Annotated in this window: 15 protein-coding genes; 7 read left to right on the top strand and 8 right to left on the bottom strand. The window is 65.9% G+C overall.

What is annotated here, in order from left to right; genetic code table 11:
- The 5 genes from CG471_RS11990 to CG471_RS11970 form a co-directional block, all read left to right on the top strand.
- On the top strand, nt 1–359 hold a 359-nt coding region (locus CG471_RS11990), incomplete at its 5' end, for an energy transducer TonB (protein ID WP_143560194.1).
- A 71-nt stretch (nt 360–430) separates the two neighbouring features.
- Nucleotides 431–1,186, top strand: a complete 756-nt coding sequence (locus CG471_RS11985; RefSeq protein ID WP_004209990.1) for a MotA/TolQ/ExbB proton channel family protein — start codon at nt 431–433, stop codon at nt 1,184–1,186.
- 113 nt (nt 1,187–1,299) lie between these two features.
- The gene (locus CG471_RS11980; RefSeq protein ID WP_004209992.1) at nt 1,300–1,788 is read left to right on the top strand and encodes a biopolymer transporter ExbD; all 489 of its coding nucleotides are present in this window, start codon (nt 1,300–1,302) and stop codon (nt 1,786–1,788) included.
- 24 nt (nt 1,789–1,812) lie between these two features.
- A complete protein-coding gene (locus tag CG471_RS11975) occupies nt 1,813–2,235 on the top strand; it encodes a biopolymer transporter ExbD (protein WP_004209993.1) in 423 nt (140 codons plus the stop codon).
- Nucleotides 2,236–2,414: 179 nt separating this feature from the next.
- Nucleotides 2,415–2,738, top strand: coding sequence for a PilZ domain-containing protein (locus CG471_RS11970; RefSeq protein ID WP_099232017.1), 324 nt, complete (start codon nt 2,415–2,417; stop codon nt 2,736–2,738).
- A gap of 7 nt (nt 2,739–2,745) precedes the next feature.
- On the opposite strand, the gene CG471_RS11965 is transcribed toward CG471_RS11970, so the two are convergent.
- Nucleotides 2,746–4,533: an ABC transporter transmembrane domain-containing protein gene (locus CG471_RS11965; RefSeq protein ID WP_099232013.1), complete on the bottom strand. Its 1,788-nt coding sequence runs from the start codon at nt 4,531–4,533 to the stop codon at nt 2,746–2,748.
- Nucleotides 4,534–4,590: 57 nt separating this feature from the next.
- Nucleotides 4,591–5,883, bottom strand: a complete 1,293-nt coding sequence (locus CG471_RS11960; protein ID WP_099232012.1) for a class I SAM-dependent methyltransferase — start codon at nt 5,881–5,883, stop codon at nt 4,591–4,593.
- 103 nt (nt 5,884–5,986) lie between these two features.
- On the opposite strand from CG471_RS11960, the gene dgcA reads away from it, so the two are divergent.
- Complete coding sequence (gene dgcA, locus CG471_RS11955) at nt 5,987–6,961, top strand: N-acetyl-D-Glu racemase DgcA (protein WP_099232016.1); 975 nt, start codon at nt 5,987–5,989, stop codon at nt 6,959–6,961.
- 386 nt (nt 6,962–7,347) lie between these two features.
- Here dgcA and CG471_RS11950 read toward each other — a convergent pair whose 3' ends face one another.
- The 6 genes from CG471_RS11950 to CG471_RS30630 all read right to left on the bottom strand — a co-directional run bounded on the left by CG471_RS11950 (nt 7,348) and on the right by CG471_RS30630 (nt 12,341).
- Nucleotides 7,348–7,746, bottom strand: a complete 399-nt coding sequence (locus tag CG471_RS11950; protein ID WP_010336879.1) for a hypothetical protein — start codon at nt 7,744–7,746, stop codon at nt 7,348–7,350.
- 114 nt (nt 7,747–7,860) lie between these two features.
- The gene (locus tag CG471_RS11945) at nt 7,861–9,018 is read right to left on the bottom strand and encodes a mechanosensitive ion channel family protein (RefSeq protein ID WP_099232011.1); all 1,158 of its coding nucleotides are present in this window, start codon (nt 9,016–9,018) and stop codon (nt 7,861–7,863) included.
- Nucleotides 9,019–9,050: 32 nt separating this feature from the next.
- Nucleotides 9,051–10,058 carry a DNA topoisomerase IB gene (locus CG471_RS11940; protein WP_099232010.1) on the bottom strand — a complete coding sequence of 336 codons (1,008 nt, stop codon included), beginning with the start codon at nt 10,056–10,058 and terminating at the stop codon, nt 9,051–9,053.
- A 78-nt stretch (nt 10,059–10,136) separates the two neighbouring features.
- Nucleotides 10,137–10,850 (bottom strand): hypothetical protein, encoded by a 714-nt coding sequence (locus CG471_RS11935; protein WP_099232009.1) that lies wholly within the window; start codon nt 10,848–10,850, stop codon nt 10,137–10,139.
- Nucleotides 10,847–12,211: a putative O-glycosylation ligase, exosortase A system-associated gene (locus CG471_RS11930; protein WP_099232008.1), complete on the bottom strand. Its 1,365-nt coding sequence runs from the start codon at nt 12,209–12,211 to the stop codon at nt 10,847–10,849. The genes CG471_RS11935 and CG471_RS11930 overlap by 4 nt, the downstream gene beginning before the upstream one ends.
- Nucleotides 12,204–12,341: a hypothetical protein gene (locus tag CG471_RS30630; RefSeq protein ID WP_004210005.1), complete on the bottom strand. Its 138-nt coding sequence runs from the start codon at nt 12,339–12,341 to the stop codon at nt 12,204–12,206. The genes CG471_RS11930 and CG471_RS30630 overlap by 8 nt, the downstream gene beginning before the upstream one ends.
- Before the next feature lie 101 nt (nt 12,342–12,442).
- Here CG471_RS30630 and CG471_RS11925 point away from each other — a divergent pair, with 101 nt between their 5' ends.
- The gene (locus CG471_RS11925) at nt 12,443–13,666 is read left to right on the top strand and encodes a TIGR04063 family PEP-CTERM/XrtA system glycosyltransferase (RefSeq protein ID WP_099232007.1); all 1,224 of its coding nucleotides are present in this window, start codon (nt 12,443–12,445) and stop codon (nt 13,664–13,666) included.
- Nucleotides 13,667–13,668: the final 2 nt, after the last annotated feature.

The following is a 13,668-nucleotide window of genomic DNA, read 5'->3' as shown; positions in this document are numbered from 1 at the left end:
TCAATGAGGTTCCGGTGCCCGCACCGCCGCCGGCCCCGCCGCCGCCGCCCGCTGCAAAGCAGGCTGCAAAGGGCGTGTCGCCGCGTGGCAATCCGGGTTCCTGGGCAACCACGGAAGACTATCCTTCGCGCGCTCTGCGTGAAGAAAAGCAGGGGACCACTGGTTTCCGTCTTGAAGTGGGTGCCGATGGCCGTGTCACGAGCTGCACCGTTACGCAGTCGAGTGGCTCGCCTGAACTGGACGACGCAACTTGTAAGCTGGTTTCCCGCCGCGCGCGCTTTAGCCCCGCGGAAGATGACCAGGGTAACAAGATCCCGTCGACCTACGCGAACCGCATTCAGTGGCGGATCCCGCAGTAATTTAAACGGGAGGGCAGGCGCCCGGCGCCGCTCTCCCCTTTCACGATCCTTTTGAGAGGGAAGTCTTGAACATGTTGATGTATCTCGCAGCCGCGGCGCCCAAGCCGGAAAACCCGTACGGCCTGATGGAAGCCCTGGAGCAGGGCGGCACCATTGCCTGGACCGTCTTCATCATCCTGTGCGCCATGTCGGTCGGCACTTTCTACATCCTGTTCACCAAGCTGATCGAACAGCAGAAGGTGATCAGCCAGGGCAAGAAGATCCGTGCGACCTTCTGGCGCGCCGCTTCGCTGAAGGAAGCTTCGGCCAAGCTCGAAAAGAACTCGGCCTACAAGCAGATCGTCGATGACGGCATCAAGGCTCAGGAAGAGCATGGCAAGCTGAAGGATCCGGTCGAAGCACATGACTGGCTGCACGGCTCGCTGGCTCGCTCGGAAGCCGCGATCAACTCGTCGCTCGGTGGCGGCCTGGCGTTCCTCGCCACCGTCGGTTCGACCTCGCCGTTCATCGGTCTGTTCGGTACCGTTATCGGCATCTACCGCGCCCTGATTAAGATCGGCGCTGCCGGTCAGGCCTCGATCGACGCCGTTGCCGGCCCGGTCGGTGAAGCTCTGATCATGACCGCGCTGGGTCTGGCCGTGGCCGTTCCCGCCGTTCTGGCCTACAACTTCCTGCAGCGCCGCAACAAGGCGATCTCGGAACAGCTGAACGGCTTCACCGTCGACCTGCTGGCCTACCTGGTTTCGGACGGCGCCGTGAAGCCGACCGTTGCTGCCGCTCCGGCCGCTGCTGCTGCCAAGCCGGCTGCTGCGCCGACCAAGGCCTAATCGCCTTAAGACGCCGGTTCGGGCGCCGGGTGGCGGCTGCGACCACCCGGCCCCTGCCGGACAGGGGCCCCGGTTAACGGGGCACCTACGACACCAAGGTTAGGATTGTATCAATGGCAATGAGTGTTGGCTCCGACGGCGGTGACGACAAGCCGATGTCCGACATCAACACGACGCCGCTCGTCGACGTCATGCTGGTGTTGCTCATCATCTTTCTCATCGCGGTCCCGGTCGTCGTCCAGACGGTCGATCTGCAACTTCCCAAGGTGGCGTTCGAGCCGACCACGACGAAACCCGAAAATGTTTCCTTGTCGGTCACCTCGGCGCCCGACGGCAGCTGTGCGGTTTACTGGAACCTGACCAAGGTCAGCTCCGACGAACTGCTCGATCGCGCCGTCGCCAAGCTGGAAGCGGACATCAAGAAGGCTGGTGGTGTTGAAAATCTGACGCCCGAGGATCTGCCCGAAGTGCATATCCGCGGCGACATCAATACCCCCTATCGTTGCATCGGCGGCACCATCTACACGATGCAGCGCGCCGGTTTCCCGAAGGTGGGCTTCATCTCCGAACCGGAACCCGGTTCGACGACGACCCGCCTCTGATCGGCCGCATAAGGAGAATTCGTTATGGCCATGAGCATGGGCTCCGATGATGGTGAGCCGATGGTGGAAATGAACACGACGCCGTTGATCGACGTCATGCTCGTTCTCCTCATCATGTTCATCATCACCATTCCGATCCAGACCCACGCGGTTAAGATCGATCTGCCGCAGAGCGCGCCTCCGAGCGACAATGTGGTCGACCCTGTCAAGAACAAGGTCGCGATCGATGCCGGCGGCGTGATCAGCTGGAACGGTGCGCCGATCGACCTGCTGACCCTGCGTCAGTATCTGCAGCAGTCGCTGCGTCTGCCCGTCGAGCCGGAACTGCAGTTCCAGCCGAACGCGCAGACCCGCTACGTCGTCGTTGACGAGGTGCTGGCGGAGATCAAGCGCGCGGGCGTGACCAAGCTGGGTTTCGTCGGCAACGAGCAGTATAGCTCGTTCTGATCCCTGATCGTCCGGGGCCCGTCGGTCTCAGACTTCCCGTCTCCGACCCATCGGACGATCAATCGGACCACAGACCAGGGGCTGCTTCGGCAGCCCCTTTTTTGTGCCCGTCCGTCTCCCGCTTAACATTTCCCTTACCTTCCTGCGCGATGCTGAAGGGGAATGGGTGGATGTGGACCATGGGCGCTGAACGACTGACCGAATTGGAACGCAGGGGCCGGCTTGCCGAACGGCGCGACGTTGTGATCAGCGTCAAGGTGCGGCGTCCGGGTGAAACCTGGTTCACCAGCAATATCGCCGACATGTCGCTTACCGGCTTTCGCCTGCACAGTTTCATGAAGCTCACCGTCGGCAGCGAGCTGTGGATCATGCTACCGGGCTTCGAGGGCCGTCGCGCCCGCGTTCAATGGGTGCGCGCGCATGAATCGGGCTGCACCTTCGAGCGCCCGCTCCATCCCGCCATCTTCGACTATATCATCCAGCGCAGCCTGTCCGGCCGCTGACGGCGCCTTAGCCGTCCAGCTGGTCCTGGAACTGCAGGCTGGCCAGCCGCGCATAAAGGCCGCCCAGCGCCACCAGCGTCGCATGGTCGCCCTGTTCCACGATCCGTCCCTGATCCAGCACGATGATCCGGTCGGCCGCCCGCACGGTCGCCAGCCGATGGGCGATGACGATCGTCGTGCGCCCCTGCATCAGTCGGTCGAGTGCATCCTTGACCAGTTGCTCCGATTCCGCGTCCAGCGCCGACGTAGCCTCGTCCAGCAGCAGGATCGGCGCATCGCGCAGCAAGGCACGGGCGATCGACACGCGCTGGCGCTGCCCACCCGACAGCCGTGCGCCGCCTTCGCCCAGATGGCTGTCCAGTCCCTGGGGCAGGGCGCGCAGGAAGGCTTCGGCATTGGCCGCCCGCGCCGCCGCCCATATCTCCTCGTCGCTCGCATCCCATTTGCCATAGCGCAGATTGTCGCGGGCGGAGGCGGCGAAGATCACGCTGTCCTGCGGCACCATCGCCATCGCGGCGCGCAGCGCGGCGGGGTCGGCGGCCGGCAGCGGCACATCGTTCAGCCGCACTTCGCCCTGATCGGGATCATAGAAGCGCAGCGCGAGCTGGATCAGCGTCGACTTGCCGGCGCCCGAAGGCCCGACCACCGCCACCGTCTCGCCTGGCGCAATGTCGATCGTGACGCCGTTCAGCGCCGCCTGGTCGGGCCGGGTGGGATAATGGAAATGGACATTGTCGAAGCGCAGCCGCGCGCCTTGCGGCAGCGTGGGGATCGCAACCGCTACAGCCGGCGCGGCGATCGCCGGCTCGGCCGCCATCAGCTCGTCCAGCCGGCTCGCCGCCCCGGCGCCACGCAGCAGATCGCCCCAGCTTTCCGACAAGGATCCGAACGCACCGGCCACCAGCCCGCCGGTCAGCACGAAGGCGGCGATGCTGCCACCCGACAGTCGCCCGGCCGCGACGTCGATCGCGCCCAGCCACAGCACCCCGGTGATCGATCCGAACACCAGGGCAAAGGCGATGGCGGTCATCACCGCGCGCAGCAATATGCGCTGCCGGGCAGTGGCAAAGCCGCTCGCGACGGTCGCGTCGAACCGGGCCGCCTCGCGTCCTTCCTGGCCAAAACCCTGGACGATCTTCATCGCGCCCAGCACTTCGGTGGTGACGCTGCCGACCTCGGCCAGCCGATCCTGGCTGGCGCGCGACAATTTGCGCACTCGCCGGCCCAGCGTTACCAAGGTCAGCACGATCACCGGTATGCCCAGGATCAGCAGCCCCGCCAGCTTGGGCGCCAATATGAACAGATAGATGAAGCCACCAATGCCGGTGACCAGGTTGCGCAGCGCGACCGACACGGTCGATCCCACCACCTGGTCGATGATCGCGGTGTCCGCCGTCATGCGCGACGCGATCTCGGACGGCCTGTTTTCCTCGAAGAAGACCGGCGCCTGGCGCAGCAGATTGGCCTGGGTCGCGCTGCGAATGTCGGCGACCACCCGCTCGCCCAGCCAGGACACGAAATAGAAGCGCAGCGCGCTTGCCAGCGCCAGGATCACGACGAGCAGGAACAGATATTCGAACCAGCGGCTGATATCGCCGCCACCGGTAAAGCCCTTGTCGATCACCAGGCGGAAGCCGCTCGGGATCGCCAGAGTCGCTGCGGAAGAGACGATCAGCGCGGTCAGCGCCCCGGCGATCCGCGCCGGATAGCGCGTCGCAAAGCGCCACAGCATGGCCAGACTCGACAGGGCAGGGCGATCGGCGCGGCGCGGCGCGGGTGCGGTGGCATCCTCCATGTCGGGGCGTTAGCAGCGCGGCGCGCCCGTCTCAATGGGCGCGCGCCATCCCGCCGCTCAGGCCGCCGGTGCGATCCGTTCGGCCAGCGCCATCAGGCGCGGCGTATCCGCCTTGCCGGTCAGCGCATAGGCCATGTCGCCGGCCTCCCAATAGGCGACCGTGCCGTCGCGCCGCTCCGCGATCAACGGCTGCCCTTCCGCCGGCGTTTCCGCCCGGTCGGCGAACAGCGACAATTGCTCGCCCTTTTCGGTGGTCAGCGCGATCGCGATCGCCGGGCTGTCGGCAGTCGGGAACAGTTGCACGTCCCGCACCTGCCAATTGGCCGGCAGGCGCGGCAGCACGATACCGGTCGACCGCCGGATTTCGGCATCGTCCAGCTTGGCGCTCTCGACCTGCGACGCCATCTGCTGGCGCAGCAGGCCGGCGCGGCGCGATGCGGCGGCCTCGTCCAGGAAGGTGCTGGCCTGTGCCGCCTGGGGAAATTCGCCCAGCGCGCCCCGGCCGATCCAGCCCGTCGCCAGCAGCGCAGCGATCGCCGCCGCCCGCCCGACATGGCGCCAGCCGCGCCCGGTCTCATTGTCATTGGCCACTGGTCGCGACATGTCGCGGCGCCGGCCGACCAGCGTCCCCTTGGTGCCGTCATGCATCAGGCGGAAATCGATATGCGGCCAACGCTTGCGCCAGCGACGCGCGACAAGCCGCTCGCCCGGCCGCGCGGCATCGTCCAGCAGCACCACGCCATGGGGGGAGAGGCGGGCGAACAGGCTGTCGGCGGCGCCCCGTACCAGCGGATGCACGCTCCAGGGCGGGCCATCGATGATGATCAGGTCGATCTGCTCGGGCAACCGGTCGATCGCATACCAGCGGCCCGGCCAGTCGGCGCTTTCGTGCGTCAGCGGCGCATGGCGGATATCCACGTCCAGCGCATGGTCGGCCAGCCATTGCCGGGTTGCGTCGACAAAGCCGCCATGCTGGTCGAAACTGTGCAGCTGTCCGCCGCCATGCAATTGCAGCGCCCGCGCCGCGATCAGCGAGGATGCGCCCGCGCCCAGTTCGACGACATGCGCCGGCCGCAGCCGCGCAATCTCGCGCACGATATGGCGCAGGAAGCCGACATCGGCCTTCCAGCTTCCCAGATGGGGCAGCGCATCATGGGGCAGTTTGAGTTCGTCCAGCAGCGCGCGCTTGTCCGCCTTGCGCCCGCCCGACAGGCTGGCCAGCAGCCAGGGCCAGCCGATCGCGCCAAAGGCCAGGCGCCATGCCATGTCGGAGGTGCGGCGGGACAGGTCATCGGTCACGGGTTCGGATTCATGCAGCGAGAGGAAGCCGGTCAATTCACGGGAAGTCACGGGGAAATACGCTCCTGTCGCAAAGGCGGGGACTATGCCGGTCGTCCTGTTTCACGCATATGACGCCGGTCGAATTGGTCAAATCATCACGCAGGAAACGCCGATGACCCGTATAATTTCCGCGACGGTCGAACGCTGGCCGGTTGCGGGCGCCTTCATCATCAGCCGCGGTGCCAAGACGGAGGTGGACGTCGTCGTCTGCACCGTGGGCGACGGCGATCATGTCGGACGGGGCGAGGGGACGGCCATCTATTATGAGGGCGAGACCGCACAGGGCTGCGCGGCGGCGATCAACGCCTATGCCGGGCCGCTCGATCGCGACGCGCTGTTGCAGGCGATGCCGCGCGGCGCCGCGCGCAACGCGCTCGACTGCGCGCTGTGGGATCTGGAGGCGAAACGGGCGGGCGTCCCGGTCTGGCAACTGGCGGGCCTTGCCGCGCCTGCCCCGTTGCCCACCGCCTTCACCATCAGCCTGGGCGAGCCGGAGCGGATGGAGGCCGATGCCCGCGCCGCCGTCGCGCGCGGCTTTGGCCTGCTCAAATGCAAGCTGACGGGGGAGGGCGATCATGCCCGCATCGCCGCCGTGCGCGCCGGCGCACCCGGGGTCCGGCTGATCGTCGACGCCAATGAAAGCTGGCATGACCGCGACATCGTGGCGGAGGCGGCGGCGCTCGCCGAACTGGGCGTGGAAATGGTGGAGCAGCCGATCCTGCACGGGCGGGAGGACAGGCTGGCGGGCCTGCGGGCGCCGTTGCCGCTCTGCGCCGATGAAAGCTGCCACACCCGCGCCGATCTCGACCGGCTGGGCGATTTCGACGCGGTGAATATCAAGCTCGACAAGGCCGGTGGCCTGACCGAAGCGCTGGCATTGGCGCAGGCAGCACGCGCGCGCGGCTTTCGCATCATGGTCGGCTGCATGCTCGGCACCTCGCTCGGCATCGCGCCTGCCGCCTTGGTGGCACAGGGCGCCGACTGGATCGATCTCGATGGCGCGCTGCTGCTGGCGAAGGATCGCGACGGCGCCTTGCCGCTGCGCGATGGCCTGCTCCACCCCGGCACCCTTTGGGGCCAGGGCTAAAACCATTCCTCCCCGCGTGCGGGGAGGGGGACCATCCGCAGGATGGTGGAGGGGGGCAGGCCGCCTGAAGCCGGTCCCCAACCGGCCACCGCTTTCCTACTCGGCCATTCTCTGGTCTATCCTCGGCGATGCAATCCGCGTCATTGCCCGTCGCCCATGGGAGGCGTGACCCAAGTGTCGCCTCGATGGCGCGTCACCGTTGCCTGGTCGTGACCCGACTGTCGCGTGCCTATGACCCAGGTGTCGCGCCGCTGTCGCGTGACAGGGGCGCGGGTGGTGCATATCCGGCGCAAACGGCCCGATTTGCCCGACGACACTGTGAACTTCGGGGCTGTCGCGTCGGCGTGATCCTGCCAGGCCCGCCGATCGCGACAGATTGTCTCGGCTCAGTAACCCAGTGTCAGGCCGACGCTATAATATTTCGGGCCGACATTGGCCTTGGCGCGCAGCTTGGGGATCAGTGGCATCGCCAGCGTTGCATAGGGGCGGGTATTGTCGCCGCTGAAGCGCACGCCCGCGCCAATCGAGACCGACATGGGGATCGTATAGGCCGCCTCGACCCGGCCATAGAGCTTGGTGTCGCCATCGCGCAGATAGACGCCGCCGCCCGGCGTCAGGCTGAAACCCGCCATGTCCAGCGCATAGCCGGCGCCGATCTCGGTGCCCCAATGGCCGTCGGCGCGGCCATAATTGACTTCGGCGCCCAGTCCCTCGGCATGGGCGGCAGGCGCCATAAGGGGGGCAGCGATCAGCAGGCCAAGGGCCGCCATCCGGTTCATTTTCATGGCAAATCCATATCGTTCATTGGTGATGGGTCGGTAAGGGCGCGGCCGGTCCCCGCCGGCAAGCGGAAAGGGGACCAGCCGAATCCGTCCTGCGGTGAAGCGAGGCGTTTCATTCTATCCGTCGACGCGGCGCACTGGCTGCACCTCGGCATAGGGCATGATCGCCTTGCCGTCGGGGGCCGCAGTGAAGCTGGTCTGGGTTGGATAGGCGAACTCGATACCCTCGGCATTGAACCGCTTCCAGATGGCCAGGCCGATGCGATGGCGCATCTGGAAATAGTCATGATGGTCGGGATCGGGCACATCGAAATTGAGCTGATAGTCCAGGCTGCTGGCGCCAAAGGCAATGATACCGGCATTGACGAAGATCATGCCTTCCGCCTCGACGATCTCCTTCAATATGGTGGGGATCGCTTCGGCCTGTTCCTCCGACGTCTGGTAGATGATGCCGATGGCATAGGTGACGCGGCGCTGGATCAGCGTCTGCAGGCTGGTGATTTCCTTCTGCAGCAGATTGGCGTTGGACATCACCTTCTTCTCGCCGCTCATCGCCCGCAGCCGGGTGGATTTCAGGCCGATCTTCTCGACCCGCGCCGTGGTCTGGTCATAGGTGATGATCTCGCCCTGGCGGAACGGCTTGTCGAAGATGATCGACAGCGCCGCGAACAGGTCGGAGAAGATGCCCTGCGCGGCAAGGCCGATCGCGATGCCGCCGATGCCCAGACCCGCGACCAGACCGGTCACGTTGACGCCCAGATTGTCGAGCACCACGATCGCGGCGATCGCGAACAGGGCAAAGGTCACCAGGATACGGATCAGGCCCATCGCATTGGCCAGCGTCTCGCCCTGGCCATCGTCGGCCAGCGTCTTGCGCTCGATCAGGCCCAGGATGATCTCCCGTGCCCAGATCGCGGCCTGCAATACGGTGGCGATGGTGAAGAAGAAGGTGACGGTCTTGCTCAGCGACGCCGGCGCATCGGCGAACACCACGACCAGCCGCGCCGCGACCATGATCATGAAATATTGCGTCGTGCGCGCCGCCGCGCGGCTCAGCACATTGCCAAGGCCCAGCGGGTCGCCACGCCGGCCGCGATGCTTGGTGCCGATCCGGCGCAATGTGGCGAGCGCCAGATAGATGATCGTGGCCGCGCCGACGGCGATCAGGATCTGGATATAATGAAGCTGGAACCAGGCGATGGTCGAATGCCACATTTCCGTGAGGTTGGGCGCACGGACATTGATGTCGATGCCGGGGTCGTTCTTGTTGGCCATGCTGATCCTTGATTGATGGTCCGTGGGCTCGATCAGGCCGCCGCTGCCAGCGGGGGCGCGTTGGCCAGATCGTCGAGGAACGCGATCAGCCCGCGTTCGTGACGCGACAGATAGCGCGTCCGGCGCGGCAGGCGAAGCCCCTGCCGCCATTCATCCTGTCCGTCCTTGCACAGGTCGATCAGGGCGGGGTGGATATAGGATTTGCGGCTGATCGCCGGCGTGTTGCCCAGTGCCGCGGCGACCGGGGCGATCATCTCCTTGAGCGAGACATGGCCCGCTGCCAGCGTCTCGAAGGCGATGGTCGATGCGCCCCAGGTGCGGAAATGCTTGGCGGTGAAGTCGCCGCCCATGGCCTGCGCGATATAGGCGTTGACGTCGCTCGAACTGATCGGCCGCGCCTCGCCATCCTCGTCCAGATATTGGAACAGATGCTGGCCCGGCAGATCCTGCACCGCCCGCACGAATCGCAGCAGGCGGCTGTCGGTGATGCTCAGCTGCTGCTCCTTGCCGGACTTGGCGCGGTAGCGCAGGGTCAGGCTGCGGCCATTCAGGTCGACATGCCGCCGCCGCAGCGTCGTCGCGCCGAAGCTCTTGTTGGTGGTGGCATAATGTTCGTTGCCGACCCGCAGCTTGGCGAGGTCCAGCAGCCGCACCACCGCCGCGATCGTCCGGGCCTTGCGCAGGCCGCGCCGCGACAGATCCTCCTCCATCTGCGCCCGCAGTTGCGGCAGGGCACGGCCGAAGGCGGGGCAGCCGGCATATTTCTCTGCCTCGCGCGCGGCCCGGAAATCGGGGTGATAGCGATATTGCTTGCGTCCCCGCTCGTCATAGCCGGTCGCCTGGATATGGCCGTGGGGGGAGGGGCAGAACCAGCAGTCGCGATAGGCCGGCGGCATGGCGATCGCGTTCAGCCGGTCGATCTCGTCCCGGTCGGTGATGCGGCCGCCGTCCGCCGCGCGATAGGCCCATCCCTGCTTCAGCGCACGCCGGCTGATGCCGGGCATGCCGTCATGGCTGTGGATGATGGCGGGGGACGACATGGGGACCGGGCGACCTTCTTTCTCCCGGTCCAACCCGTGATGATCCGCTTCGTTCCGCGTGCAGCCTGCCCGGCGCCGTCAGGACGGGCGCGATCGCAACCGCTGCAACCAGCCGGCGTCGGCACCATAATGGCCGGTCCAGGGCAGCAACTGGCGGCGCACCGTCGTCGCCTGGGCGCAGCCGACGATCAGGCTGATGACCGCCAGCGGGAAAGCCAGCATCATGGTGGCGGGCATGGCAAAGGCGAGGGTGATCGCCGAAAGCCCGCCGCCAAAGGCCGCCAGCGTCGCCCGCAGGTCGCCGTCGGGGCCGCGCAGCCAGAACAGACAGCCCGTGACGCCCAGCGCGAACATGGCGATATTCTGCATCGCGCCGGCCGGCACGATCGCACAGGCGGCGATCAGCCCGATCATCGCCAGCGCGGCGCGGCGCCATTGCCAGCCGCCGATCAGGCGGGTGAGCAGCGGATAGAGCAGCAATTCGCAGGTCAGCGCCGCCAGCAGGATCGCGCCGGAGGCCGCCGCGCCTGCGCCGTCCGCGATCAAGGCGACGACGGCACTCGCCGCCCAGGGCAGCATCCGCGACGGCGCCATGCGGATATGGCTGATCCAGCCGGTCATGCCCGGCCGCAATGCCCAGCGTCGGTCGGCCTGCCGCAACTGGAAGGCGGACAGGGCAAACAGCATCTGCACGCCCCATGGCATATAGGCGGGGGACAGCAACGGGGCGGCCAGGATCAATCCCAGCATCAGTCCCTGAAGCCAGCCCAAAATCCGCAATTCCATGGTCATGCCGTCACTCCCGCCTGCGCGCCAGGCTGTTCGAAGAACGGCACGCGGCCGGCGTCCTTGCGCTTGCGGGTCAAATAAGTGTCGAGGCCGATCTGAAGCGAGAGCATCATGAAGATGAAAGGCTGATAGGCGATGCCCACGAACAGCGATCCGATCATGTAGACGACATGGCCCTGCTGCAGCGCCACGGCGAAGGGCGCGATCCAGGCCTCGTCCGGTCCGTCGCGCTTGCGATACATGCGGCGGATCGATTCGGTGCGGATGAAGCAGCTCAGGTGCAGCAGCGCCCACAGGAAGAAGCCGAAATAGCCCTGTTCGCCCAGCATCTCGAAATAGGCACTGTGATAGGCGCGGCCCTTGTCGGTGACCAGGCGGCGCTCGATCCGCTTCTCGTCGCCGTCGCCGACCTCGCTCTGGGCGAAATAGGTGAAGCTGTTCTGGAGATAATTGTCGAAGCCGCCGCCGCCCGGATGGGTCTTCACATAGTCGAGCGTCCACATCCACACGGCAACGCGGGTGGAGGCGCTTTCGTCGCCCTGGTGATTCTCGATCGTCTGCATCCGGTTGGTGAAGCTGGCGGGCAGGAAGGGGATGGCGGCCAGCGCGGCAAAGGCCAGCAGCGGGCCATAGACGAATTTGCGCTTCGACCGCATCAGCATCATGCCGGCCAAGATGACCAGACAGACCAGGCCCGTGCGCGCCTCCGTGCCGACCGGCATCAGCATGCAGGCCAGGCACAAGGCATAGGCAAAGGCCTTCACCTTCCAGTCGGGCGGAAAGATGGTGCCATGCTGCGTCAGCCACAGGATGATCGGGATCAGCGCGATCGCCACGCAGGAAATGATGCTGCCCTCATACAGGCCGCTATTATTGTCGACCATCAGATTGAGCACGCCATAGCCGCCGCCCGACAGCGCGGTCTTCATGCCGCCATTGATGATGATCGTGCTCGCGCACAGCACCATGAACAGCGCCAGCGCCTCGATCCGCAGCCGCGTGCGCAGCACCAGCGGCAGGAACACGGCAAAGACGATCGCCTTCCACACCCAGGCCCATTTGGTCGCGGCGTTGATCGGGAAATCGGCGGTGGCGGTGGTATAGCCGCACCAGGCAAGCAGGATCAGCAGCAGCACCTGCCGCGCGGAAAAGCGGCAATCCTTCTTGTCGTCCACCACTATCCACGCCCCGACCGCACAGACGAAGGCGATCAGCGAGATCGGGATCGAATTGAGCAGATAATAGCAGAGCCGCTGGGGCGAAACGATGTCGATATAGGCGTAGATGATGACCAGCAGGAACGGCCGCTTGAATCCCATCAGGAAGAAGGCGCCCAGGAAGGCGATGAAGAAAAGGTCACGCATCGGCGGCGTCTCCGTCCGGCGATGCCGGCGGGGTGTCGATGTCGCGATCCAGGTCCGGGCGCGACAGCAGCCGCCAGGCGGCCAGCAGGATGACGCCATGGCTGATCAGCAGGGATAGGGTATCAATCATTGCGTGTTTTGATCTGCCGGTTCTGGACTCTTGCCCCGTAAAATCCCTAGCGTGACAGAGTTGACGGGGCGTTAAACCTTTTTCGGCAAAAAGTTACCGCTATGACTCGTATCCTTCATGTTCTCGATCACAGCCTGCCGATGCACAGCGGCTACACGTTCCGCACGCGGGCTATCCTGCGGGCGCAGCTGGCCAAGGGCTGGGATGTGCGCGGGCTGACCGGCCGGCGTCACGTCGCGGCGGGGCCGCAGGAGGAACTGGTCGACGGCCTGCATTTCCACCGCACACCGGGCGAAGCGGCCGGCGGCAATGCGCTGCTGCGCGAGTGGCGCGACATATCCGCCCATGCCGATGCGATCGAGTCGCTGGTGCGCCAGTGGCGGCCCGACATCATCCATGCCCATTCGCCGGTGCTCAATGCCATGGCCGCGCAGCGAGTCGCGCGCCGGCACGGCATTCCGCTGATCTACGAGATACGCGCCTTCTGGGAGGATGCGGCGGTCGGCAACGGCACCGGGACCGAAGGCAGCCCGCGCTACTGGCTGACCCGCCAGCTCGAAACCCATGCTGTCCGTGCCGCCGACGCGGTTGCCGTCATCTGTGAAGGGCTGCGGTCCGACCTGGTCGCGCGCGGAATCGATTCGAACAAGATCACCGTCTCGCCCAATGGCGTCGATCTCGATCAGTTCGGTGCACCGGTGCCGCGTGATCCGGCCCTGACCGCGAAGCTGGGGCTGGAAGGCGCCGATGTCGTCGGCTTCATCGGCAGCTTCTATGATTATGAGGGGCTGGACGATCTGATCGCCGCCATGCCGCGACTCGTGCGGGCGCGGCCCAGGGCGAAACTGCTGCTGGTCGGCGGCGGGCCGATGGAACAGGCGCTGCGCGATCAGGCGCTGGCATCACCCTTCACCGACCATATCGTCTTTGTCGGCCGGGTGTCGCACGATCAGGTCGAACATTATTATGCCCAGGTCGATGTCCTCGCCTATCCGCGCAAGGCGATGCGCCTCACCGATCTGGTGACGCCATTGAAGCCGCTGGAGGCGATGGCGCAGGGCCGACTCGTCGCTGCGTCGAGCGTCGGCGGTCATCGCGAACTGATCGAGGATGGCGTGACCGGCACCCTGTTCGCGCCGGACGATCCGGCCGCGATCGCGCAGGCGCTGGCAGGCATGTTCGCGGATCGCGGATTCTGGGATGAACGCCGCATCGTGGCGCGCGATTTCGTCGAGAGGGAGCGTAACTGGTCGTCAAACATTTTGCGTTATGAGCCTGTTTACCAGCGACTTCTGGGACGCGACTCGACCGCAAAGGCGGCCTGAGG

Source organism: Sphingobium sp. IP1, assembly GCF_002708645.1.
GTDB lineage: Bacteria > Pseudomonadota > Alphaproteobacteria > Sphingomonadales > Sphingomonadaceae > Sphingobium > Sphingobium yanoikuyae.
This window is presented reverse-complemented; position numbering and strand designations above follow the sequence as displayed.

Excerpts from the sequence above, each read along its gene's own strand:
- CG471_RS11940 (WP_099232010.1), bottom strand. The coding sequence starts at position 10,058 with ATGTCGTCCCCCGCCATCATCCACAGCCATGACGGCATGCCCGGCATC.
- CG471_RS11935 (WP_099232009.1), bottom strand. The coding sequence starts at position 10,850 with ATGACCATGGAATTGCGGATTTTGGGCTGGCTTCAGGGACTGATGCTG.
- CG471_RS11965 (WP_099232013.1), bottom strand. The coding sequence starts at position 4,533 with ATGGAGGATGCCACCGCACCCGCGCCGCGCCGCGCCGATCGCCCTGCC.
- CG471_RS11925 (WP_099232007.1), top strand. The coding sequence starts at position 12,443 with ATGACTCGTATCCTTCATGTTCTCGATCACAGCCTGCCGATGCACAGC.
- CG471_RS11970 (WP_099232017.1), top strand. The coding sequence starts at position 2,415 with ATGGGCGCTGAACGACTGACCGAATTGGAACGCAGGGGCCGGCTTGCC.
- CG471_RS11980 (WP_004209992.1), top strand. The coding sequence starts at position 1,300 with ATGGCAATGAGTGTTGGCTCCGACGGCGGTGACGACAAGCCGATGTCC.
- CG471_RS30630 (WP_004210005.1), bottom strand. The coding sequence starts at position 12,341 with ATGATTGATACCCTATCCCTGCTGATCAGCCATGGCGTCATCCTGCTG.
- CG471_RS11945 (WP_099232011.1), bottom strand. The coding sequence starts at position 9,018 with ATGGCCAACAAGAACGACCCCGGCATCGACATCAATGTCCGTGCGCCC.
- CG471_RS11950 (WP_010336879.1), bottom strand. The coding sequence starts at position 7,746 with ATGAAAATGAACCGGATGGCGGCCCTTGGCCTGCTGATCGCTGCCCCC.
- dgcA (WP_099232016.1), top strand. The coding sequence starts at position 5,987 with ATGACCCGTATAATTTCCGCGACGGTCGAACGCTGGCCGGTTGCGGGC.
- CG471_RS11985 (WP_004209990.1), top strand. The coding sequence starts at position 431 with ATGTTGATGTATCTCGCAGCCGCGGCGCCCAAGCCGGAAAACCCGTAC.
- CG471_RS11930 (WP_099232008.1), bottom strand. The coding sequence starts at position 12,211 with ATGCGTGACCTTTTCTTCATCGCCTTCCTGGGCGCCTTCTTCCTGATG.
- CG471_RS11975 (WP_004209993.1), top strand. The coding sequence starts at position 1,813 with ATGGCCATGAGCATGGGCTCCGATGATGGTGAGCCGATGGTGGAAATG.